The sequence below is a fragment of the Kitasatospora sp. GP82 genome (assembly GCF_029892105.1).
Classification (GTDB): domain Bacteria; phylum Actinomycetota; class Actinomycetes; order Streptomycetales; family Streptomycetaceae; genus Kitasatospora.
This window is the reverse complement of record NZ_JARZAJ010000042.1, coordinates 23,069-45,284: the sequence shown is the minus strand read 5'-3', so window position 1 is coordinate 45,284 and position 22,216 is coordinate 23,069. Positions and strand designations below refer to the sequence as shown.

The following is a 22,216-nucleotide window of genomic DNA, read 5'->3' as shown; positions in this document are numbered from 1 at the left end:
CCGCGCTCGACCTGGACGGTAGGGACGCGTGCTCGAAGGTGCCTGGTGCCGGGCTCGACAGCCTGTCGAACCGGGTCCTGGGCGGTCGTGCACTCCTCAGGGGCGCAGGGTCGGGCCAGGCCTACTCGTCGAGGGGCGACGAGGGTCCTGCGAGGGCCGTCAGTTCCTCCCAGGACCAGGTGAACCGGCCGGCCCGCAGGTCCTCGACCACCAAGGTGAGCCAGCGCAGTTCGGCCGCCGCCATGGTGCGCTGGTACTCGGTCTCCAGCATCACCACCCGGCTGAGTCCTTCGTCGCCCTCGCCGGCCGACGCCGCGTCCAGCTGCGCCAGGGTCCGGGCGACGATGCCCGCGCGCTGCTCCAGGACGGCCAGTGCCTCGTCCGGCGTGAGCATGAGCGCGAAGGACAGCGCCACCGGGAACTGCGGGAACTCCTGCTTGGGCGTCCCGAGCATGTCCAGCAGCCACTCGCGGGTGACCCGGCGCCCGGATTCGGTGACCTTGTAGAGGGTGCGCTCCGCGTACTGCTGGTCGCGCCCGACCTCGTGGACCTCGACCAGCCCGGCGGACAGCAGACGCTCGATGGTCCGGTAGATGCTCGCGCGCTGGTTGACGTTGACGACCTGGTCCTTGCCCCACTGCTTGATCAGCCGCTGCATGCCGTAGGGGTGCAGCGGCTGGTAGTGCAGCAGCGACAGGACGGTCAGGGCGAGCGGGGAGCTGCGCAGCGGTGCATCGGTCATGGGCGCATCGTACGTTTCGCGTCACCAGTCTCCGACGAACTAGTTGACTTGCAACTAGTTTTGGTGCAACTCTATGAGTGTCAGCACAGGGAGCACCATCGGACCGGGGAAGGACCCACCGAGATGACCAACACCACCGAGCGCATCCTCGCCGACCACACCGTGACGAAGCGGCTGGGCAACTGGACGACGGCGGACAGCTTCGACGTCCGCGGCCGCGACGCGAGCATCGTCCTCGACCTGCGCTCCCCGGACGTCCCCGACGACGTCCAGTTCCACCTCGACCTGCACCACACCACCGTCAAGCTGCTGATCGCCGACGGCGACACCCTCGACCACTGGGACGTGAGCTGGCCCGCGAAGGGGCGGCTCAAGGACGCGCAGGGGCCCACCGGCAAGGCCGGCCGCCGCATCCACCTGTACGGCACGGCCGTCAACAGCGAGATCCGCATCCACCGCGGCGGTGTGGCGATCATCTCCGCGATGCTCTCCCGCGAGTACCTCGACGACGCGCTGGCCGCCCGCCGCGAGGGCCGGAACACCACGGTCGACGACCCGTCGCGGGCACGCTGACCGGCATGCGAGTGGCCGGGTCCGCGGCCTGAGCCGCGGACCCGGCCACTCGGCGCCTACCAGGCGACCGGAAGCGAGTGCACGCCGTAGAACACCTTGTCCTCGCCGGCCGTGGGGACTTCCTCGGGCGGCACCGCGAGGCGCAGGTCCGGCAGTCGGCGCAGCAGCGCGCCGAATGCCAGCTTCATCTCCACACGGGCGAGTTGGGCACCGAGACACTGGTGGACACCGTGCCCGAACGCCAGATGGGGCGCCTGCTCGCGGCGCAGGTCCAAGCGGTCGGGATCGGTGTACAGCTCCGGGTCGCGATTGGCGGCCGCGAGCGACACGATGAGCGTCTCCCCCGCCCGCACCGTCCGGCCCGCGATCTCCAGGTCCTCGCGCGCCGTGCGGGTCAGACCGAACTGAACGATCGTCAGATACCGCAGCAGCTCCTCGATCGCGACGTCGAGCAGCCCCTCGTCGGCCCGGAGGGCCGCCGCCTGAGCGGGGTTCGTCAGCAGCGCGAACGCCCCGAGCCCCAGCATGTTCGCGGTCGTCTCGAGACCGGCGATCAGCAGCAGCGCCCCGATGCCCACGACCTCGTCGTCCTTCAGCGGCGTGTCGCCGTGGAGCAGGTCGCTGAGGATGTCACCCCGTGGCTCCACACGCCTGGCCCGGACGAGCTCGCCCAACCCCCCGTACAGCCCGTCCCTGGCCTCGCGCAGCTGCTCGGGCCCGGTGTCGAGCGACAGCATCGCCAGGATCCACCGCTGGTAGTCGGGCCGCTGCTGCTCGGTGATGCCGAGCATCTCGGTGATCACCCGGGTGGGGATCGGCTGCGAGAACCACTGCACCAGGTCCGCCGGCGACCCGTGGTCGATCATCGCGGTCAGCTGCTCGTCGATGATCTGCTCCAGCCGGGGCGCGATCTCACGGCACCGCTTGCGGGTGAAATAGCGGCTCACCAGACGCCGGTAGCGGCTCTGCTCCGGCGGGTCCAGAGCGGAGAACACCCCGGGCGGGACCTCCAGTTCCGTTTCCGGCAGCGGCAGTTCGGTGGCCGGTGTCACCTGGATCAGCGGCGGGCTGGTCCGCGGGTCCGCCAGTGCGGCGCGCACGTCCTCGTAGCGCGTGACCAGCCAGCCGATCCGGCCGCCCGGCAGCCGCAGCCGGCTCATCGGCCGCTCGGCACGCAGCCGCGCGTACTCCTCGGGCGGATCGAACGGGCAACTGCGCCGCGACGGCAGGATCATCGGGTCGGGAAGCGGCATCGACATGGCACACCTATTCGTTGAAAGCGACCAGCACCGATCGACCGGGGTCACGGTCGACCGGGGTCAAAGAGCCTTCGAGGGGTCTCGGTCCCAGGACCGCGTCACACCGGCTGGTACTCCAGCAGCGCGACGTCGCCGGGCACCGGGTCGTTGGCGGGCGCGAAGCCGGCCTCCTCGGCCATCCGGTTCCACTCCTCACGACCGCGCTCGCGGCCGCCGAGCACGGCGAGGGATTCGACGTCGATGAGCTTGCCGATGTCCCACTCCCCCGGGCCCCGCAGCAGGTTCTCGACGATCAGCAGACGTGCGTCGGTGTCACCGATGGCCCTCCTGATGCTCCGCAGGATCAGCACGGCCTTGTCGTTGTCCCAGTTGTGCAGCGTGTTCTTGATGAAATACGCGTCGCAGCCGGACGGCACCTCGACGAAGAAGTCGGTCGGCACGACGGTGACCCGGTCCGCCAGACCCGAGCCGTCGAAGATCTCCTTCGCCTCGGCGACCGTGTGCTCCTGGTCCGCCAGCACACCGGTGGTCCCGGGATGGCGGCGCAGCAGCTCGGCCAGGAAGTGGCCCCGGCCGCCGCCCACGTCCGCGATGCGGCCGAAGCGGCCGAAGTCGAACTCGTCGAAGATCCGGTCCATGCCCGGGTAGCGGTTCTGCAGCATCGCCCGGTCCAGCACCGCCGCCTTGTCCGGGTGCGCCTTGGTGTACTCGTAGAACGGCGCCCCGAAGGCCCGGACGAACGCCGCCTCACCGGTCCGCAGGGTGTGCGCCACGTTCTCGTACGGCCGCCACAGCATGGGGTCGGAGGCGAACAGGAACATGTCGCGGATGCCGCCCTCGGCGTCCGACACCAGCCCTTCGGACACCGGCGTCAGCGCGAAGCGGCCGTCCGCACGCTCCTGGAGCACCCCGGCGGCGGCGACCGCCCGCAGCACCCGGTAGAGCGCGTCCGCGTTGGTGCCCGTCGCCGCGCTGATCTCGGCCACCGTGCGCGGGCCGTCGGCCAGTGCGTCCGGCACCTTCACCTCGACGACCGCCCGCAGCGCCCCGATGGCCCACTTGGCGTAGACGAATCCGAGCACTTGCTGACGCGGCGGCAGGCCCGGGTCGAACCACCCGGCCATGCCTCGCCCGTCGGGAGTACTGCCCTGCGAGTTCATCAGCGTCCACCTCTCGTCCGGCACTCCAGCCGCACACAGGCTTCCGGCGGCCGCTCGAACCCGGATGGTGCTGCGGTCGAACGGCCCGGCCGACCGGGTCCACCGGCCGTCGAGGATTACTCGAACCTCCCCCTGCACGCTGCCCCTCGGGGGCCGGGGTGTCCCCGCGAAGGACGCGGTACCACAATCGACGGAAGGAGACGCCCGTGTGCGGCATCGCCGGCTGGGTGGACTTCGGGCACGACCTCTCACACGAGCGGCCGGTGCTACAGGCAATGACCGATGCCCTGGCCGGCCGGGGAACCGACGGCCAGGGCCTGTGGCTGAGCGGCAGTGCCGCGCTCGGGCACACCCGCACCGCCGTCATCGACCTGGCCGGCGGCGCGCAGCCGCTGACGGTGGAGGAGGACGGCCGCACCGCGGCCGTGATCGTCCACAACGGCGAGGTCTACAACTTCAAGCAGCTGCGCAGCGAACTGCAGGCCCGCGGCCGCAGGTTCCGCACCCGCACCGACACCGAGGTGGTGGTGCAGGCGTACCTGGAGTGGGGACCCTCCTTCGCCGAGCGCCTCGAAGGCATCTTCGCCTTCGCCATCTGGGACGTGCGCCGCGACGAACTGGTCCTGGTCCGCGACCGGTTGGGCGTCAAGCCGCTCTTCTACACCAGGCTGGCCGACGGCGTTCTCTTCGGCTCCGAGCCCAAGGCACTGCTCGCCCACCCCGGAGTCCGCCCGGTCGTCGACGGCGAGGGCCTGCGCGAGCTGTTCTCCGTCGCCAAGCAGCCCGGCCAGGCGGTGTTCCGCGACATGCGGGAGGTGCTGCCCGGCCACACCCTCACCATCGGACGCGACGGGGTGCGGGAGGGCACGTACTGGACACTGACGGCCCGTCCGCACACCGACGACCTGCCGGAGACCGTCGAGACGGTGCGCTCGCTGCTCCACGACATCGTGCTGCGCGAACTGGTGGCGGACGTCCCGCTGTGCACCGCGCTCTCCGGCGGCCTGGACTCCAGCACCGTCACCGCGATCGCCGCCGGCTGGCGGTGGAAGCTGGACGGCGAGCGGATCCGGACCTTCGTGACCACCTTCGACGACTACGTCGAGAAGTTCCAGCGGGACGACGTGCGCTTCTCGCCGGACGAGCCCTACGCGGTCGAGGTGGCCCAGCACCTGTCGTCCGACCACGTCAACATCAGGCTCAGCCCGGACACCCTGATGGACCGGGAGACCCGCCTGAAGGTCGTACTGGCGCAGGACGGACCGTCCACCCTCGGCGACATGGACACCTCCAACTACCTCACCGCGCGCGAGATCAAGACGCACTCCACGGTGGCCCTGGTGGGCGAGGTGGCCGACGAGATCTTCGGTGGATACAACTGGATGTTCAAGCCGGAGTGCGTGAACGCCGACACCTTCCCCTGGGTGGTCAACGAGGGCCTCCACCCGAGCAACCGGGGCGGCCAGGGCAGGGACCTGTTCGGCATCGGCTTCCTGGACAAGCTGGACATGCGCGGCCACTACGCCGACACCTACCGCGAGGCGGCGGCGCAGGCGCCGCACCAGGACGGGGAGAGCCCCGAGGAGAGCCGGATGCGCACCATCGGCTTCCTCACCCTGACCCGGTGGCTGCCCATGCTGCTCGACCGCGGCGACCGGCTCTCCATGGCGCACGGCCTGGAGCTGCGGCTCCCCTACGCCGACCACCGGCTCGTCGAGTACCTCTACAACACCCCGTGGAGCCTCAAGACCTTCGACGGCCAGGAGAAGTCCATCCTCCGCGCCGTCGCCCGGGACCTGCTGCCCGCCTCCGTGCTGGAGCGCAAGAAGAGCCCCTGGCCGGTCACCCAGGACCCCGCGTACACCCGGATGCTCCACGCCGAGCTGGCCGCGCTCGTCGCCGACGACAGCGCGCCGATCCTGCCGTACCTGAACCTCGACGCGGTGCGGCGCACCCTGCGCAACCCCGGCGACGCGCACGACTGGCCCAGCCGTATGCACCTGGAGATGGCGCTGCAGTTCAACACCTGGCTGACCCGCTACAACGTCGAGTTGGCGATCTGATTGGAGACCGACATGACCGACCTGGCCGACGGCCCTCCCCTCTCCGGGCAGCTGGATCCCCGGATCGCGCACGCGCAGGAGGTGTACACCCGCGGCAAACTCGCGATCTACGACAAATGGGTGCTCGGGCTGTTCTGCTCGGCGGTGTGGCGCTGCCCGGCCCACGTGATGCGGCGGCTCTACGACACGTCGGTCGGCGCGCGGCACCTGGACATCGGGCCGGGCACCGGATACTTCGTGGACCGCTGCCGGTTCCCCACCCCGGACCCCGAGATCACCCTGCTCGACCTCAGCGAGGAATGCCTGCAGATGTCGGCCCGCCGGCTCTCCCGCTACCGGCCGCAGACCTGCCAGGCCAACCTGATGCACCCGCTGCCGCTGCCCGCGCAGCACTTCGACTCGGCCGCGATGAACCTGGTGTTCCACACCATTCCCGGCGGCTGGGACGGCAAGGGCGTCATCCTCCGGCACGTCGCCGAGACGCTGCGGCCCGGGGGCGTACTGTTCGGGACGACCGTCCTCGCCGAGGGCGTCCCCATGAACAGGTTCACCCACAAGCTGCTGCTGGAGCAGCACCGGCGCGGCAACTTCCAGAACCAGGGCGACGATCCGCACGGCCTGGAGCGGCAGTTGGCCAAGTACTTCCCCGAGTACCAGGTACGGATCCGCGGCGCGGTCGCCCTCTTCCGGGCCACCGCCGGCTGACCCCGAAAGGTGAAGGCGCCGATCCCGCGAACGGGATCGGCGCCTTCGCGTTTGGCAGGCGTCAGGCCTTGGTACCGAGGACCTGGTGGAGCGCGTCGGTGAGCGCGGACGCCGGGTCCTCCGGCAGTTCCTCGCTGCGCCAGGCCACGTAGCCGTCGGGGCGGACCAGCGCCGCGCCGCCGTGGCCGAGGCGGTAGCGGGCCGCCCAGTTGCCCTCGACGTCGACCAGTTCGGTGCCGGCCGAGGAGGGACCGACGCGGTAGGCCCGCACCGGCACGGACGCCTGCTCCGCGCTCGTGGCCGCCGCACGCTTCCACTCGTCGCCCGACGGCCCGGTGAGGAGGGTGAAGGTGTCGTGGAACAGGTCGTGCACGCCGATGCGGCGGCCCTCGTGGTCGAGCCACAGGTGCGGCGCGCGGGTGCCGGGCCTGGCCTGCTGCTCCACCGTCTCACCGATCACACCGGTGTGCTCGGCACCGATCATCGCCGTGGACCGGTACCGCTGGGCCAGGATGCACAGCGTGGGCTCCAGCGGGTCCTCCTGCGGGGTGGGCCCGAACCGCGACTCCTGGCTGCGGACGGTGAGGTCGGCCAGCTCCACCGCCACGGCGCGCCGCTCGGCCTCGTAGCTGTCCAGCAGGGCGTCGCCGCCCTGCCCCTTGAGCGCCGCGGCGAGCTTCCACGCCAGGTTGTGGGCGTCCTGCACCGCCGAGTTGGCGCCCAGCGCACCGGCCGGCGGCCACACGTGTGCGGCGTCCCCGACCAGGAAGACCCGGCCGCTGCGGTACCGGTCGGCGACGCCGACCGCCTCCTCCCACGCCGCCTTGTCCAGGACCTCGACCGGGATGTCGCGGCCGATCAGCCCCTGGGCCGCCTTGACGCACCGCTCGATCGTGAAGTCCTCCGGCGACTCCTTGTCCGGGTCGTAGGTGAGGGCGACGCCCCACTGGCCGGGCACGGCGTGGGTGACGAAGCCGCCGGCCACACCGTTCCCGCCGATGATCCAGAACAGCGCCGTCTTCTCCATGAGGTCCGACAGGTCGGCCTTGATGACGAAGGACACGTAGGAGCGGATCACGCCCCGACCGGTGCGCGGGATACCCAGGTTCTCCCTGATGGTGCCGCGGTATCCGTCACAGGCGACCAGGTACTGCGCCCGCACGGTGCGCCGCTGCCCGGTCGCGCGGTCCTCGACCACCGCCGTGACACCGTCGTCGTCCTGCTCGACGGACACGCACTGGGTGTGGTGCCGGATCTCGGCGCCCTTGGCGCGCGCGGCCTCGGCCAGGACCGGTTCCACGGTGCTCTGGTCGGCCATGCCGAACTCGCCTGCGGTCAGCTCCGGCAGCGCGCGCGGCGAGTCCTGCTGCATGATCCAGTGCCACTCGGAGCTCAGGTTCTCGCACCTGACCACGCCCGAGTCCGCATCGAAGGGCCGGCCCGCCTCCTTGATGCGCGATTCGAGGCCGAGCGGGCGGTAGATCTCCATGGTCCGCGGGTTGATGCCGCGCGCCCGGCCCTGGACCGTCACGCCGGCGTGACGGTCCACCAGGAGCGAGCGCACTCCGTGGTGCGACAGGAACAGCGAGGTCGCCAGACCGGCATAGCCGCCACCAACGATCAGTACGGGCACGTTCTCGTCGTATGAAGTCACGTTCTGTGCATTCCTTTCCGATGTCATTTCGACCCCTTCGTGCTGTCGCGCGGCAGGGCCGGGTCACCGCTCTGCCGGTACGGTTCGGCCCAGCTCTGCAACCGCCAGGCTGCCTCGCAGAAGGCCAGCTCATAGCGCGCGCCGTGCAGGAAGCTGTCGGCGAGCACGGTGAGTTCGGCGTCGGGCGCCCGACGGCCGAAGTCGTCGATCATCCCGAGATAGGTCTCGACATAGCCGTGGAAGCCGTCCTCGGGGCAGTACTGGTCGATCCACTCCGAGTAGCGTCCACCCGGTACATGACGCTCCTTCAGGTCGAGACACACCTTCTGGTGGAACCAGGTCATGGGCAGCAGACCACCTATACCGGCACCGAAGGACGTGGTCGAGACCGCCGTCATGAAAGAGGTGTGGGCCAGCGTCAACGGGCTTATCCCGGCGGCCGGTTCCAACCCCTCGAACCGGCCGGACAACTCCGCCAGCTCGCGGGACATCCGGGTGAGCGACTCGAAGGTGGCGTTGGCCGCACCCGCAAGCAGTGCGCCGTGCTCGTCCCGGTCCGCCGCGGCGGCGGTGCGGGCAAGTGCCCGCGCGTAGGCGGGCACCGTGTAGCGGGCGTCCTGCTCGGCGAAGTGCCAGAGGACTTCCGGCGGAAGCGTGCCGTCGCAAAGCCCCGCCCAGAAGGGGTGCGCCAGGACCATGGCGACCAGCGGCTCCGCGCGTGCCCGGAGTTGTTCTCTCAGCATCGCGGGCTCAGCGCCCATCGGCCGGGCGGCCGTCCAACAGACCCAGATCCATCTCGCACCCCTCCCGCCGCCTTCGGCGGCCTTCGTACCAAGAGCGTTGCTGTCCCAAACTCGGTCATCGCGATCGAGCGCGGCTTGAGCCGCACCTGAGCGGCGGTCGAGCGGTCAGTCCACCGGCCCGCGCTGCGGGGCGAGTTCGTCCAGGTGGCTGGCGAGCCACGTGTCGAAGGTGCCCGCCGGGCAGCCGGTGAGGTGCCGCACGGTCGGCAGCGGCGTGCCGCCTCGGCGCGGGTCGGAGTCGGCGAGCGCGTCCAGCAGACCGGCCGCGAACGCGGGCGGCAGACCCCCGGCGGCCATCGCCTCGGCGGCGGCCTCCCGCGGCGCCTCGACGTACTCCAGGGGCCGCCCCAGTGCGGCGGCGATCCGAGCCGCCTGCTGAGGCGCTGTCAGCGCCTCGGGGCCGGTGAGCCGGTAGATCCGCCCGCCGTGACCGTCGGACGTCAGGCACTCGACCGCGGCCGCGGCGACGTCCGCCGGGTCGACGACGGCCCTCGGGATGTCGCCGTACGTCTGGTAGACCCTGCTCTCGGCGGCGATCGACGCCCGCCACTGCACGACGTTCGACATGAAGGCGGCGGCGCGCAGCGCGGTCCACTCGGCGCCGGAACGGGCGAAGGCCAGCTCGCCGGCCGCGTGGGCGCGCCCGTAGGATCCGGCCGCCGGTTCGTCGGCGGCGACCGAGGAGAGCTTCACGACCCTGCGGACGCGGCAGCGGCGCACCTCCTCGGCGACGGCCGACTCGTGCTCGGCGGCATCGGGGCCGAGCGACAGCACGAAGACGCCGTCCACACCGTCGAGTGCGGCGCGCACGGTCTGCGGCCTGGCCAGGTCGCCTTCGGCGAGTTCGACGCCGGGGCCGAGGCCGGCTGCTGCTGCGGCGGCATCGCGGGTGAAGGCGCGGACCCGCCGTCCGGCGGCGGCCAGCCCGGCCACCACACCGCGGCCCACGGTTCCGGTGGCACCGATCACCAGGATCATCGGGGTTCACCTCGCGGAACGGATGCGGACGCGGGCGCGGGCGCGGGCGCGGGCGCGGGCGCGGGCGCGGGCGCGGGCGCGGACGCAGGGAGCACGGGCGGGTGCCAGTCGCCCACCGTGGCCAGGCCCTGCCGGCTCTCACGCGGCGACGTCCGCCGCATCCGCGCATTGCGCCGCAGCAGCCGCCAGCGCCGCTCGGTCAGCTTGAACTCGCCCATCCTGCGCGATGCTTCGGCGATCGACTGGGACCTCGGCCGGCGCTGCTCGTCGTAGCCCGCGAGCGCCCGTGGGACGTCGTCCTCCGCCGCGAGGACCGCGCACAGCACGGCCGCGTCCTCCAGCGCCTGGCACGCGCCCTGCCCGAGGTCGGAGGTCATGGCGTGCGCGGCGTCGCCCAGCACCGCCACCCGTCCCGACACGTACGAGGGCAGCGGCTGCACCAGCTCGAAGACGTCGTGGCGCAGCACGCGGTCCGCCGGGGTCGCGGCGATCAGTGCGGGTATCGGCTGGTGCCAGGAGCCGAACCGCCGCCGCACCTCGGCGTGTTCGTCGGGGAAGCGCCGGCCTTCCGGTGTGTTGGCGACGGCGAACCAGTAGACGCGCATCCCGCCGAGCGGCATACGGCCGAACTCCAGGCCGCGCCCCCAGGTGCTGCCGCCGGGCTCGGCGGCGCTGTCGATCCCCTCGGCGATGCCCCGCCAGACGCTGTGCCCGCTGTAGACGGGCGGCGGCACCTGCGGCCACAGTGCGCTCCTGATCCGGCTGAACGCGCCGTCGGCGGCGATGACGACATCACCGCGCTCGGTCCGCTCGCCCTCCGGTGTGCGGTAGACGGCTGCGGCGGCGTCCCCCAGGTCGACGACGCCGGTGACGTCGGCGCCGGTGCGCAGCGCACCGTCCGGGAGTGCGTCGCGCAGCGCTCCGTGCAGGGCGGGGCGGGGCAGCACGGCGAGGGACAGGCCCCTTTCGCGGAGGAAGGCCGGATCGGCCGGCGGCTGCAGGCGGCGCCCGGAGACGAGCCGCAGGCCCTCTCCCCCGGGCGCCATGAACGCCGCTTTCGCCCGTACCGCGTCCCCGACGCCGATCCGGTCCAGTGCGCGCTGGGCATTGGTCAGCAACGAGATCCCGGCGCCGGACTCGCGCGGCTCGGGAGCACGTTCCAGTACGGTGACGCGCCACCCGATCCGGTGCAGTCCGACGGCGGCGGCCAGCCCGCCGATCCCGCCGCCGATCACCACGGCGCTGCGGTCCGTCGTGCGGCGGCCCGCAGCCCCCGGAGTCAGTGCGGTTCCGGGCATCAGCGCAGTACCGCGTCCGCGAGCAGGTCCAGGTGGCCGGGGTCGGCCGTCACCGGCAGCAGGAACAGCTCGTCGCAGCCGGCCGCGGCGTAGCCGTCGACGACCGCACGGAGCGTGTCGGCGTCGGTGATGGCGCCGGCCGCCAGGTGCTCGGCCAGCTTCCCCATGTAGGCGTAGTAGCCGAGCATGTGCTCGCGGGCGTGCTCCTTGCCGTCCGGACCCAGCGCGACATAGCAGTTGGCGCCCGTCCTCGGGGTGCCGGTGCGGCCCTCCTCGGCCCACAGCTTGCCGAAGCCCTCCACCTGGTCGGCGAAGCGCTGCGGCGGGCCGCCGGGGGAGATCCAGCCGATCGCGTGCCGGGCGGCGCGGCGCATACCGGCCGGGGAGTGGCCACCGCCCCACAGCGGGATGTCGCCGTTGACGGGGCGGGGGCCGACGCCGGGTGTCGGGCCCCTGCCCGCCCAGACCTCCCGGAGCTCCTGGAGCATGGTGTCCAGGCGGCGGCCGCGGGTGCCGAAGTCGGTACCGGTCGCGGCGTAGTCGTCCTCGCGCATGCCGGCGGAGACACCGATCACCAGGCGGCCCTCGGAGAGCCGGTCCAGGCTGGCGAGCTGCTTGGCCAGTTCAACGGTGCTGGGCCGGTAGGCGGGCAGCAGGATGGCCGTGACGAGCTTGATCCGGGTGGTGACCGCGGCGGCGGCGGAGAGCGCGACGATGCTGTCGTAACTGTCGTACACCACCCGGTCGGTGACGGTCAGGCTGCTGAAGCCGAGGCTGTCCGCCCGGCGGGCGAACTCGATCAACTCGCTGCCCCGGGCGCCAGGCACGCCGATCGGCAGGCAAACCCCGATGTCCATATGTTGCTCCTCAGGCTGTGGGCGGGTGTCACTGGCCGGGGATCGGGCCGGGGGGGACGTCGTCGTCCCGGTCCCCGCCCCGGTAGGTGTGCATGGCGTCCGCCATCCTCTGTTTCATGGACGGCACCCGCGAGGCCACGAAGAAGTACGAGCGCAGGCCGGCCAGCGCCAGCCGCCCGACGTACGGCTTGTGGATCGGCTGGTCGCCGCCGGTCTGCTTCTTCGATGCCAGGACGGCCTCGAAGCCGTAGCGGATCATCTTGGTCTCGTAGTCACGGATGGCGTCGTGGAGACCGAGGCGGCCGTCTCGGAAGGCGGTGAGGTTCCGGGTGAGGAGTGCGGCGTCGCGCAGCGCGGTGTTGGCGCCCACCCCCTGGCCGGGCGTCATGGTGTGGATGGCGTCGCCGAGCAGGGTGATGTTGGTGGTGGGCCACTGCGGGACGGGAACGGAGGTGCGGATATTGATGGGGAAGCAGGTACTGGGGTCGCCCAGGCGGAACAGCTCCCGCAGGTCGGGGTGCCACCCGGGCGTCATCTCCAGGACGAGGTCGATCAGTTCCTGGCCGCTGCGCTTCATCACGTCGGGCGGAAACTTGTCGGTGGAGGCCCAGAAGCCCCAGTTGATGTAGTCGCGGGTGTTGTCGAACAGCAGGCCGGGCCACTGCTCGACCAGGTCGGCGTCGTTGCCGCCGATGCCGTCCTTGACGCGGCCCTCCCGGTCCCACGGGAACTCCATGGTGTGCAGGATGCAGGTGCCGCCCTTGGGGCCGAGGACCAGTCCGATGCCCTCGCGGACGTGCTCCGGCAGCAGGGCCCGGGATTCGGGGGTGATCGGCAGCTTCGCGGCGATCGAGACGATCCGGGCGTCCTCGACCCGGGCGTGCGGCAGGTACTGCCTGCGCACCCGGGAGCCGACGCCGTCGGCGGCCACCAGCAGGTCGCCGGTGTCCTGGCTGCCGTCCTCGAAGTGGGCGGTGACCCGGCCGTCGGGGAGCTTCTCGTAGTGGGTGAACGTCCGGTCGAAGTGGACGACGTCCTCCATGCCGGTGAACAGCACCTGGCGGAGCGTCATCCGGCTGACCGAACGCTCGCCGCTCTCCTCGTCCACCGCCGGGCGGACCGGCAGTTCGATGCTGGAGCGGAGCCGCTCGGTGAGCATGACGAAGTGGCGGGGCGGGCGGGCGCAGGTGGCCTTGAAGGTCTCGTACAGCTCGGGGGGCAGCAGCCGCTTGAGGGCGCGGCTGCCGTCGGGGCCGATACCGACCCGGTAGCCGTGCAGGCCCGCGCTGCGGGTGCGGTCGCGCTCGTGGACCGCGACGTCGAAGCCCGCCCGGCGCAGGCCGTGGGCCAGCGCCATGCCTCCGGTGCCGGCACCGATGACGATGACGCGCAGCGGTGTCCCGGTCACTGCGCACCGCCGCCGTCCTCGTCGTCGCCGACGCCCGGCCCCTCGACCCGGATCGACCGGGTCGGGCAGCCGCGCCGGGCACGCAGCAGTTCACGGCGCAGCTCGTCCGGCGGCTCCTCGTCCACCACCACCACGCGGCCCTCGGCGTCCTGGTCGAACACCTGGGGCAGCCGGTAGACGCACAGGCTGCTGGTCACGCAGCTGTCCCGGCTCGCCGAGACCCGCAGGGAGCCCATGGCCGTCACCAGCTCACCGGGATCTCGGCGTAGCCGGCGAGGAAGCCGCCGACGGGCCGCTTCAGCTCCTCGCCCGGCACCGCGAGCCGCAGCCCCGGGAACCGGCGCAGCAGAGCCTCGGTGGCCTCCTGGAGCTCCATCCGGGCCAGGGCGGCGCCCGCACAGAAGTGGATGCCCGCGCCGAACGTCAGATGGTGGTTGTCCGTCCGGCGGATGTCCAGGGTCAGCGGGTCGTCGAACTCCTCGGAGTCCATGTTGGACTCCTGGGACAACAGCACGGTCGAGCCCTTGGGGATGACGGTCGTGCCGTCGAGCAGTTCGATGTCCTCGACCGCGTACCGCAGCGTCCCCAGCGACGTCCCCATCATCTGGTAGCGCAGCAGCTCCTCGACCGCGGACGGCACCAGCGACAGGTCGGCCTTCAGTTCGGCGGTCGCCTCCGGCCGGTGCAGCAGCACGGCCATACTGGTGCCCAGTTGGGAGGCGGTGGTCACATAGCCGGCTATCAGCAGCGTCTTGACCCAGTGCTGCAACTGGTAGTCCGTCAGCCTCGCAGGGTCCTCGCGGCTGATCTCGATCAACTCGCTGATCAGATCGTCGCCCGGCTCGGCCCGCTTGGAGTCGATCAACTCGGTCAGGTAGTCCCAGTACTGCCGCCGGCACTCCTCGACCTCGTCCACCGGCAGCCGGGTGACCGACAGGAAGCCGTCGATCAGACGCCGGAACTTGGGGCGGTCCTGAGGAGGAACGCCCAGCATGTGGCAGATCACCAGGATGGGCAGCGGGTAGGCGAACGCCTCCATCAACTCGGCCGGTCGCGGCCCCGCCTCCATGGCGTCCAGCAGCTCCTCGACGATCCGCCTGACGACCTCGCGCAGTGCCTCGATCCGGCGCGCGCTGAACGCCCGCATCACCACGGCGCGTTCGGTCAGATAGCGCGGCGGGTCGTTGTCGATGTTGGGATCGCCGAACAGGTCGTTGCTGGCGGAGACCCGCGAGGCCCGGCCGAAGGTGTTGCGGCTGAGCCGCTCGTCGGCGAACAGCCGCCGCACGTCCTTGTACCAGGTGACCAGGAAGGCCGGCTCACCGCTGGGCAGCTTGATCTCCAGCAGCGGCTGCTCGCGCAAGGTCGTCCAGGATTCCGGTATGTCCGGCGCCGGGGCCCATGGAAGGGGATACCCGACGGGGCACGACGAACTCATATGTGAACCGCCCTCTCCTACACGCAACTCTCGGTCACGGCCACAGTGGGCACCCACCCTGGGGACCGGCTCGAAGCCCGGTCGAGCCGGAGCCCCGGCCGGGGGCCCAGCGCAGGTCGAGCGATCCTCCATCGGCCGCTGCCAGATTCGCGCCGGTAAGGGCGTCCGCCAGTAGGCAATCGAGTGGCCACAGCAGGGGCGCGGGGAACTGCGCGGGCATCCAGGCAATCGGGCGTCTGGACAGGTACCCGTAAGCGGGATGCCGTCGCAGTTCCCCGATCCCCTGAATTGTGCAACTGACTCGACTGCCCAACGGCGGACGCTTCAAGAAAGCGGCAGGGCCCAGCTGCCGGGTTCACCTCCGCAGACCTGATGGAACCAAGAGGGAGTGCAATGAGCAGTCAGATCCCGACGCAGCCGGCGGCCACGGCGGACTACCTGCCGCTGGCATTCGGATTCGCCCTCCACCAGATAGGCGCGACCGTCTCCAGCCTCGGCATCCTCGACGCGGTGGCCGACGGGCCCCGCACCGCCGAGCAGCTGATCGAGACCACCGGCGCCCACCCGCGCAGCCTGCGTCGCCTGCTGTACGCCGCCGTGAAGGCGGGGGTGCTCTTCCTGGACGCCGACGGCTACCGGGCCACGCCGGTGGCCGCCCACTTCGGGCCGCTGTCCGACATGCATGCCGCGCCCCCGGTGTGGCGGGCGTGGGAGGTGCTGGAGCAGTCGGTGCGCACCGGACGGTCGGCGTTCGACATCGCGAACGGCGCCCCGCTGTTCGACCACTTCAGGAACGACCCGAAGCTGGCCGCCGTCTTCCACGCCGCGATGACGGCCGGCAGCGATGTGCAGTACCCGGCGATCGTGAAGCACTTCGACTTCGCCCGCTTCCGCAACGTGGTGGACGTCGGCGGCGGCCGCGGCACCCTGCTGGCGGCCGTGCTGGGCGCCGGCTCCGGTCTGCGCGGCACCGTCTTCGACACCGCCAACGGTGTCGTCGAGACGGCCGGGGTGCTCGCCGAGGCCGGGGTCGACGACCGCTGCGACATCGCCGTGGGCTCGTTCTTCGAGTCGGTGCCCGAGGGCGGCGACGCGTACCTGCTGAAGAACATCCTGCACGACTGGAACGACGAGGAGTGCGTGCAGATCCTCGGCAACATCCGCAAGGTGCTTCCCGAGGACGGGCGGGTCGTCGTGTTCACGTCGGTGCTGTCCGAGGGCGGCGACGACGAGGACCCGGCCGAGGCGCTGGGTGCGGCCATCTCCGACATCGAGATGCTGGTGATGACCACCGGCCGGGAGCGCACCCTGACCGAGTACCGGCGGCTGTTCGACAGCGCCGGCCTGGAGCTCACCGCCACCACCCCGCTGCCCTGCCCGTACCTGTACTACGCGCTCGAGGCAGCGCCCATCGCCTCCTGAACACACCGCGTCGCCTGTTTCCGCCCGCTCGCCAGGCACGAACACGCAGCGCACACGAGGGTCCCTCCGGACGTCCGCGGAGGGGCCCTCGCAGGCGTGCGGTCCGCCCTCGACCGCCGCCCTAGCCGGGCCTGCCACCCTCTCCCGGTTGCGGGTACTGCCACGCCTGACGGAGAGAACACATGACGACTGCATCCGACCACGTCGGCCTCGTTGCCCCGAGCCGCCCCGACCCGATGCGCTGGCGCGCGGCGGTCTTCGTCCTGGTCGCGATGGCACTCGACCTCATCGACACGTCGATCGTCGTCGTCGCGCTGCCCGGTCTCCAGGAGCACCTACACGCGAGCGGGGCGGCGCTGCAGTGGGTCGTCGAGGCGTACACCCTCACCTTCGCGCTGTGCCTGGTGACGGCCGGCCGGATCGGCGACATGCTGGGGCGCAAACGGGTGCTGATCGTCGGGATCGTCCTGTTCGTGGCCGCGTCGGCGACCTGCGGTGCCGCGCAGAGCGCCTCGATGCTCATCGTCTCGCGCGTCTTCCAGGGCCTGGGCGGAGCGCTGGTGGTGACGCAGGGACTGTCGACCTTCCAGGTGTCCTTCCCGGAGAAGGAACGGGCCAGGGTGTTCGGGCTGTTCGGCGCCCTCTCCGGAATGGCCTCGGTGCTGGGGCCGGTGCTCGGCGGCCTGCTGATCAACGCGAACCTGTTCGGCTGGGCCTGGCGGCCGATCTTCCTCATCAATCTTCCGGTCGGTCTCGTGGCGCTGGCCGGCGTGGCCAGGTACGTACGCGAGTCCAAGGCCCCGGACACCCGGCGGCTGGACGTCGTGGGCGTGGTGCTGGTGACCGCGGCCCTGCTGGCGGTGCTGTACCCGCTGGTGCAGGGCCGCGAACTGGGCTGGCCCGCCTGGACGTTCGCGTCGATGGCCGCCTCCGTTCCGCTGTTCGCGGTGTTCGCGTTCCACGAGCGGGCCAAGCAGCGGCGGGACGGATTCGCACTGGTCCAGCCGGCGCTGTTCGGCCGGCGGACGTTCACGGCCGGACTGGTCCTGCTGCTGTTCTTCTTCGCCGGGGTCGCCGGGTTCTTCTTCCCGTTCACCTTCTACCTGCAGAAGGGCCTGGGCTTCTCCGCGTTCGGAGCGGGCATGGCGGTCGTGCCGTACTCGATCGGGGCGATGGCGACGTCGTCGTTCTCCCCGCTGGCCGCCAAGCGGCTGGGCCGGATCGTGCTCAACGCGGGCATCGTGGTGATGATGGCCGGCACGGTCGGGATGATCCTGACGATCAATCACTACGGGGCCTCGACCAGCACCTTGGTCCTCGTACCGTCGTTGGTCGTGGTGGGTCTGGGCATGGGTCTGGTGGCCTCGCCCATGGTCGAGCTGGTGCTGTCCGAAGTGCCGCACCGGGACGCCGGATCCGCCTCCGGCATCCTCAACACCGCCAACCAGCTGGGCGCGGCGGCCGGTGTCGCGGTGCTGGGCGTGCTGTTCTTCGGGATGCTGGGCTCCGAGGCCCTGCCGGGCACGGAGCGGGAGGTGAAGGAGGGCTTCTCCCACGCCCTCTCCCACGTCCTCTGGTACGAGACGGGCATCCTCGGCGTGGCCCTCCTGCTGACGTTCCTGCTCCCCGGCCGGCTGCGGCCGCAGGGCGAGGCCGCAGAGCAGGGGGAGACCTCTCCGGCTCCGTGAGGCCGGCTCCGGACCCGGGCACGCCTCGGGGCGCATCGCGCACGGCCCGGGCCGAGCCCGGGTCGAGCCGTTCTCCATCCGGCGCTGCGAGATTCCGGTGCGCAAAGGCGTCCAGGAAAAGGAGACCCCGTCATGACAGCTACTGCTCCGGACGCCGGTACGGCGGCGGGCATCCTGCGGCTCGGCAACCGGTTCTGCGACGCGAAGGCGCTGCTCACCGCCGTCCGGCTCGACCTCTTCACCGTGCTGGACGAGGGCCCCGCGACCACGGAGGAACTCCGCGAGCGGCTCGGCCTGCACGGCCGGGGCCTCGCCGACTTCCTCGGCCTGCTCACCGCCCTCGGCCTGCTGCGCCGAGGCGGCGACGGCCGCTACCGCAACGCCGAGGGCGCCGGCCGCTACCTGGTGTCCGGCCGGCCCGGCGCGGTCGGCGGCTATCTGCGCGGCGCGGACCTCAACCTCTACCCGGTGTACGGGCAGCTGGCACAGGCACTGCGCACCGGCAGGCCGCAGGCCCGGAGCGACTACCTCGGGATGCTCGACGACCCGGTCGCCACCGGCCACTTCGTACGGATGATGGACGGCCTCACCCAGGGCCTGGGCGTCAAGCTGGTCGCGGCGCTGGAGGGCGTGGAGTACCGGTCGGTGCTCGATGTCGGCGGCTGCCGGGGGCAGTTGCTCGGCCAGCTGATGACCGAGCGGCCCGACGTTCAGGGGCATGTCTTCGACCTGCCGCAGCTGGAGCCGTTCTTCCACGAGTACCTGGACGGACTCGGCCGCACCGGAAAGGCGGTCTTCCACCCCGGCGACTTCTTCCGCGATCCGCTGCCCTCGGCCGACGTCCTGGTCTTCGGCCACATCCTGCACGACTGGGACCCGCAGGAGCGGCAGCAGCTGCTGGACAAGGCGTACCGGGCGGTCAACCCGGGCGGGGCGGTGCTGATCTACGACCGGATGCTCGGGGAGCGGAGCGACGACACCGAGAACCTGGTCGCCAGTCTGAACATGCTGCTGGTCACCGACGGCGGCGCCGAGTACACCGTCGCCGAGATCGGTACCCAGGCACGGGCGGCGGGCTTCACCGAGGTGACGCACCGGCCGCTCGCCGACTTCGACACGCTCATGGTGTGCCGCAAGCACTGAGCGGCCGTCAACACACCGGTGCGCCCCCGGTCCGTCCGGACCGGGGGCGCACCGGGCACTGCGTCAGGCCGCCTTGTAGCAGACCACCAGCGTGTCGTAGTCCCCGAGCGGGGTGACCTCGGTACGGGCGAAGCCCGCGTGCTTCGCGTACTCCACGATCTCCGACGCCGGGTACTCCGAACCGCCGTCGGTGACCAGCAGCATGTCGAGGCTGATCACCAGGTTCTCGGCGTGCTCCGGCTCGTCGTCCAGCATCCGGTCGTACACCAGCAGCGTGCCACCCGGGTTCACCGCGTCGAACGCCTTGTGCACCAGCGCGCTGCGCTGCTGCGGGTCCCAGTCGTGCAGCACATGGCCGAGGACCACCACGTCCGCCGAGGGCAGCGGATCGGTGAAGAAGCTGCCGCCGTGGAACTCCAGCTTCCCGGTCAGCCCGAGCTCGGCGATCAGCTCCTTGGCGAACGGCTCCATCTCGGGCAGGTCGAAGACGCGTCCGGCCAGGTGCGGCTGCGCCCGGACGATCTGCGAGGCGAGGTTGCCGCGGGCGCCGCCCACGTCCAGCACCGAGCCGTGGCCCGACCAGTCGTACGCCTCGATCAGCTGGGCGCCGAGGACATTGGTGAACGCGTCCATGCTGCCGATGAACTGGCGCAGGATCTCCGGGTTCTGGGTCACTTCGTCGTAGTGGCTGCCGGACTGCTGCTCGCCCGTGCGCAGCGCCTCCTCCAGCCGGCCCCAGGCCGGGTAGAGGTTGCGGCTGGAGCGCAGCAGGAAGCCGCCGACGTAGGCGTCGCCACCGCGCACCAGGTGCCGCTCGGTGCCCGCCGCGTTGCGGTACCGGCCCTCCTGGCGCTCCAGGATCTCCAGGGCGACCAGCAGGTCGAGGAAGTCCCGCAGGCCGCGACCGTGCAGGCCGAGCAGCTCCTTGACCTCCTCGACGGTGGCCTGGCCACCCGGCGCCTTGTGCAGCTGTGTGAACAGGTCGAGTTCCACAGCGGTCAGCAGGGCCTTGGCATCGCAGAACGCGTTGCCGAGGCGCAGAATCCCGGCGGCAGTGCCGACGTCCGGGGCCTTGGTCGTCATCGGTGAGACTCCTTCCTGGACGCCTGCCTGCCAGGCGGCCAACCTGTCGGGCTGTGACGCTGTCAGCCGGACGTGGAGCGCCCCTCGAACCTGCCTGGAGACAACGGAAGTCGAACGGGCCCGACCGTGAAGCCAGGAATCCTTGAGGCCGCGTCGGTACCTCTTACGCAGTGCCGCGGATCGACCCGTCACTGTTCGTGAGTTCATGAGGGGACACGCATGTATGACGTGAACATCCCTGTGCTGATCGTGGGAGCGGGGCCGGTCGGCCTCTCCACCGCCCTCTTCAGCGGGCGCCACGGGATCCGCACAATGGTGCTCGAAAAGCGCGACGGGACGTCGCTACTGCCGCGCGCCCCGGGCCTCCAGGCACGGACCCTGGAGCTGTTCCGGGCCGCCGGCATCCATGCCGACATCCGGGCTCTGGAGATGGGCGACTCCCACCCCTACTTCGAGGGCGGGATCATCCAGACCAGGACCTTCGCCGAGATCGACGACGCCGTGGTCCTGGAGTCGCCCTCGCTGGACGGTCCGACGGTCAGCCCCGAGCGGGTGATGGGCTGCGGGCAGGACCGCTACGAGAAGGTCCTGGTCGAGAAGGCCAGGGAGTTCGGCTCGGACGTCCGGTTCGGCACCCGGCTGGTCGAGTTCGCCCAGGACGACGAGGGCATCACCGCCGTCGCCGAGGAGAACGCCACCGGAAAGCGGTTCACCATCCGCGCCGACTACCTGGTGGGGGCCGACGGCGCGAACAGCAGCGTGCGCAGGCACCTCGGAGTGGAGCGGGTCGGCCGCGGCACCGTCTTCAACGCGCTCAGCATCTACTTCAAGGCGCCCGAGCTGGAGACCGTGCTCAAGGGCCGCAAGTTCATCCTCTGCTACGCCGACGTCAACGGCACCCTGATGGGCCTCTCCCGGCTGCACGGCTGCGACCCCTACCTGGCCGCTCCGATCTACCACCCCGAACTCGGCGAGAAGCCCGAGGACTTCACCGACGAACGCTGTGTGGAGATCGTCCGGACGGCGGCCGGCAAGGCCGACCTCGCGGTGGAGATCGTCGACAAGGTCCCGTGGCAGGGCGCCCAGCTGGTCGCCGAGCGGTTCCGCACCCAGCGGGTCTTCCTGGCCGGCGACGCCGCCCACCTGCACCCGCCGGCCGGCGGCTTCGGCGCCAACACCGGCATCCACGACGCCCACAACCTCGCCTGGAAGCTGGCGGCCGTACTCAAGGGCTGGGCGGGCGACGCCCTGCTCGACACCTACGACGCCGAGCGTCGCGCGGTCGGCTCCGCGATGGCGGCACAGGCGATGGTCCGCAACCGGATCAGGCACGGCTACGCCACCGAGGAGGACCGGGCCGAGATGGTGGACGACATCATCATCACCCTCGGGTACCGCTACGCCTCCTCCTCGATCACCAGCGAGAACACCGGACCGGTGCTCTCCCCCGAGCTCCGGCTCACCGGCGAGCCCGGCACCCGGGCCCCGCACGTCTGGCTGGAGCGCGAGGGCGGGATCATCTCCACGATCGACCTGTTCTGGGACTCCTACGTGCTCCTCACCGACGAGGCCGGGTCCGCCTGGGCCGAGGCCGCCGTGCAGGCCGCCGGCCGGCTCGGCGTGCCGCTGCGGGTGCACCGGGTCGGCCCCGAGAGCGAGCTGCGGCCCAAGGACCGCGACTGGGCCGAGGCGTACGGAGTCGGCGCGGGCGGCGCGGTCCTGGTCCGCCCGGACGCCTTCGTCTGCTGGCGCGCCACCGGCCCTGCGGCGTCCGACACGGACGTGCTCACCGAGGCCCTCAGCCGGGCAGCCGGCCTGACCTCGGCCACCCCCATCGCCGGTTGACCCCCCCTGAACGCCCGGAGGGCGGCCTGCTCCGAACCTGGAGCAGGCCGCCCTCCGGCGTACCTGGGAGAACTTTCAGGGGCGCGGGGCTCTGCTT

Annotated in this window: 19 protein-coding genes; 7 read left to right on the top strand and 12 right to left on the bottom strand. The window is 71.3% G+C overall.

The genetic code is table 11. The features are described 5' to 3' along the window. Positions 1-121: 121 nt before the first annotated feature. Positions 122-742 (bottom strand): PadR family transcriptional regulator, encoded by a 621-nt coding sequence (locus P3T39_RS30275; RefSeq protein WP_280702402.1) that lies wholly within the window; start codon positions 740-742, stop codon positions 122-124. Positions 743-865: 123 nt separating this feature from the next. On the opposite strand from P3T39_RS30275, the gene P3T39_RS30270 reads away from it, so the two are divergent. Next, positions 866-1,315, top strand: a complete 450-nt coding sequence (locus tag P3T39_RS30270) for a hypothetical protein (RefSeq protein ID WP_280702401.1) — start codon at positions 866-868, stop codon at positions 1,313-1,315. A gap of 56 nt (positions 1,316-1,371) precedes the next feature. Here the strand turns inward: P3T39_RS30270 and P3T39_RS30265 are convergent, their stop codons facing one another. Both P3T39_RS30265 and P3T39_RS30260 read right to left on the bottom strand, forming a co-directional pair. Next, positions 1,372-2,574 carry a cytochrome P450 gene (locus P3T39_RS30265; RefSeq protein ID WP_280702400.1) on the bottom strand — a complete coding sequence of 401 codons (1,203 nt, stop codon included), beginning with the start codon at positions 2,572-2,574 and terminating at the stop codon, positions 1,372-1,374. A gap of 98 nt (positions 2,575-2,672) precedes the next feature. Next, on the bottom strand, positions 2,673-3,734 hold the full coding sequence (locus tag P3T39_RS30260; protein WP_280702399.1) for an ArsR family transcriptional regulator: 1,062 nt from the start codon (positions 3,732-3,734) through the stop codon (positions 2,673-2,675). Positions 3,735-3,940: 206 nt separating this feature from the next. Here P3T39_RS30260 and asnB point away from each other — a divergent pair, with 206 nt between their 5' ends. Both asnB and P3T39_RS30250 read left to right on the top strand, forming a co-directional pair. Next, positions 3,941-5,797, top strand: a complete 1,857-nt coding sequence (asnB, locus tag P3T39_RS30255) for an asparagine synthase (glutamine-hydrolyzing) (RefSeq protein ID WP_280702398.1) — start codon at positions 3,941-3,943, stop codon at positions 5,795-5,797. Positions 5,798-5,809: 12 nt separating this feature from the next. Then, positions 5,810-6,502, top strand: coding sequence for a class I SAM-dependent methyltransferase (locus P3T39_RS30250; protein ID WP_280702397.1), 693 nt, complete (start codon positions 5,810-5,812; stop codon positions 6,500-6,502). Between the two features lie 61 nt (positions 6,503-6,563). Here the strand turns inward: P3T39_RS30250 and P3T39_RS30245 are convergent, their stop codons facing one another. The 8 genes from P3T39_RS30245 to P3T39_RS30210 form a co-directional block, all read right to left on the bottom strand. Further along, positions 6,564-8,156, bottom strand: coding sequence for an FAD-dependent monooxygenase (locus P3T39_RS30245; protein ID WP_280702396.1), 1,593 nt, complete (start codon positions 8,154-8,156; stop codon positions 6,564-6,566). Between the two features lie 23 nt (positions 8,157-8,179). Next, entirely contained in the window at positions 8,180-8,917 is a 738-nt protein-coding gene (locus P3T39_RS30240; RefSeq protein WP_280702395.1) for a TenA family transcriptional regulator, read from the bottom strand. Positions 8,918-9,064: 147 nt separating this feature from the next. Then, the gene (locus P3T39_RS30235; RefSeq protein WP_280702394.1) at positions 9,065-9,937 is read right to left on the bottom strand and encodes an NAD(P)H-binding protein; all 873 of its coding nucleotides are present in this window, start codon (positions 9,935-9,937) and stop codon (positions 9,065-9,067) included. Further along, positions 9,934-11,235 (bottom strand): FAD-dependent monooxygenase, encoded by a 1,302-nt coding sequence (locus P3T39_RS30230; RefSeq protein ID WP_280702393.1) that lies wholly within the window; start codon positions 11,233-11,235, stop codon positions 9,934-9,936. Before P3T39_RS30230 ends, P3T39_RS30235 begins: the two co-directional genes overlap by 4 nt. Next, positions 11,235-12,092, bottom strand: coding sequence for an LLM class flavin-dependent oxidoreductase (locus tag P3T39_RS30225; protein ID WP_280702392.1), 858 nt, complete (start codon positions 12,090-12,092; stop codon positions 11,235-11,237). The genes P3T39_RS30230 and P3T39_RS30225 overlap by 1 nt, the downstream gene beginning before the upstream one ends. A gap of 28 nt (positions 12,093-12,120) precedes the next feature. Continuing rightward, the gene (locus tag P3T39_RS30220; RefSeq protein ID WP_280702391.1) at positions 12,121-13,500 is read right to left on the bottom strand and encodes an NAD(P)/FAD-dependent oxidoreductase; all 1,380 of its coding nucleotides are present in this window, start codon (positions 13,498-13,500) and stop codon (positions 12,121-12,123) included. Then, positions 13,497-13,697, bottom strand: a complete 201-nt coding sequence (locus P3T39_RS30215) for a ferredoxin (protein WP_280702390.1) — start codon at positions 13,695-13,697, stop codon at positions 13,497-13,499. The genes P3T39_RS30220 and P3T39_RS30215 overlap by 4 nt, the downstream gene beginning before the upstream one ends. A 44-nt stretch (positions 13,698-13,741) precedes the next feature. Continuing rightward, a complete protein-coding gene (locus P3T39_RS30210; RefSeq protein WP_280702389.1) occupies positions 13,742-14,863 on the bottom strand; it encodes a cytochrome P450 in 1,122 nt (373 codons plus the stop codon). 468 nt (positions 14,864-15,331) lie between these two features. Between P3T39_RS30210 and P3T39_RS30205 the strand changes: the two genes are divergently transcribed. The 3 genes from P3T39_RS30205 to P3T39_RS30195 all read left to right on the top strand — a co-directional run bounded on the left by P3T39_RS30205 (position 15,332) and on the right by P3T39_RS30195 (position 19,191). Beyond that, entirely contained in the window at positions 15,332-16,360 is a 1,029-nt protein-coding gene (locus P3T39_RS30205; protein WP_280702388.1) for a methyltransferase, read from the top strand. 182 nt (positions 16,361-16,542) lie between these two features. Further along, entirely contained in the window at positions 16,543-18,048 is a 1,506-nt protein-coding gene (locus P3T39_RS30200; RefSeq protein ID WP_280702387.1) for an MFS transporter, read from the top strand. A 132-nt stretch (positions 18,049-18,180) separates the two neighbouring features. Further along, positions 18,181-19,191 (top strand): methyltransferase, encoded by a 1,011-nt coding sequence (locus P3T39_RS30195; protein WP_280702386.1) that lies wholly within the window; start codon positions 18,181-18,183, stop codon positions 19,189-19,191. A 63-nt stretch (positions 19,192-19,254) separates the two neighbouring features. Here the strand turns inward: P3T39_RS30195 and P3T39_RS30190 are convergent, their stop codons facing one another. After that, positions 19,255-20,274 carry a methyltransferase gene (locus tag P3T39_RS30190; protein ID WP_280702385.1) on the bottom strand — a complete coding sequence of 340 codons (1,020 nt, stop codon included), beginning with the start codon at positions 20,272-20,274 and terminating at the stop codon, positions 19,255-19,257. Between the two features lie 219 nt (positions 20,275-20,493). Here P3T39_RS30190 and P3T39_RS30185 point away from each other — a divergent pair, with 219 nt between their 5' ends. Next, positions 20,494-22,119: an FAD-dependent monooxygenase gene (locus tag P3T39_RS30185; RefSeq protein WP_280702384.1), complete on the top strand. Its 1,626-nt coding sequence runs from the start codon at positions 20,494-20,496 to the stop codon at positions 22,117-22,119. Positions 22,120-22,216: the final 97 nt, after the last annotated feature.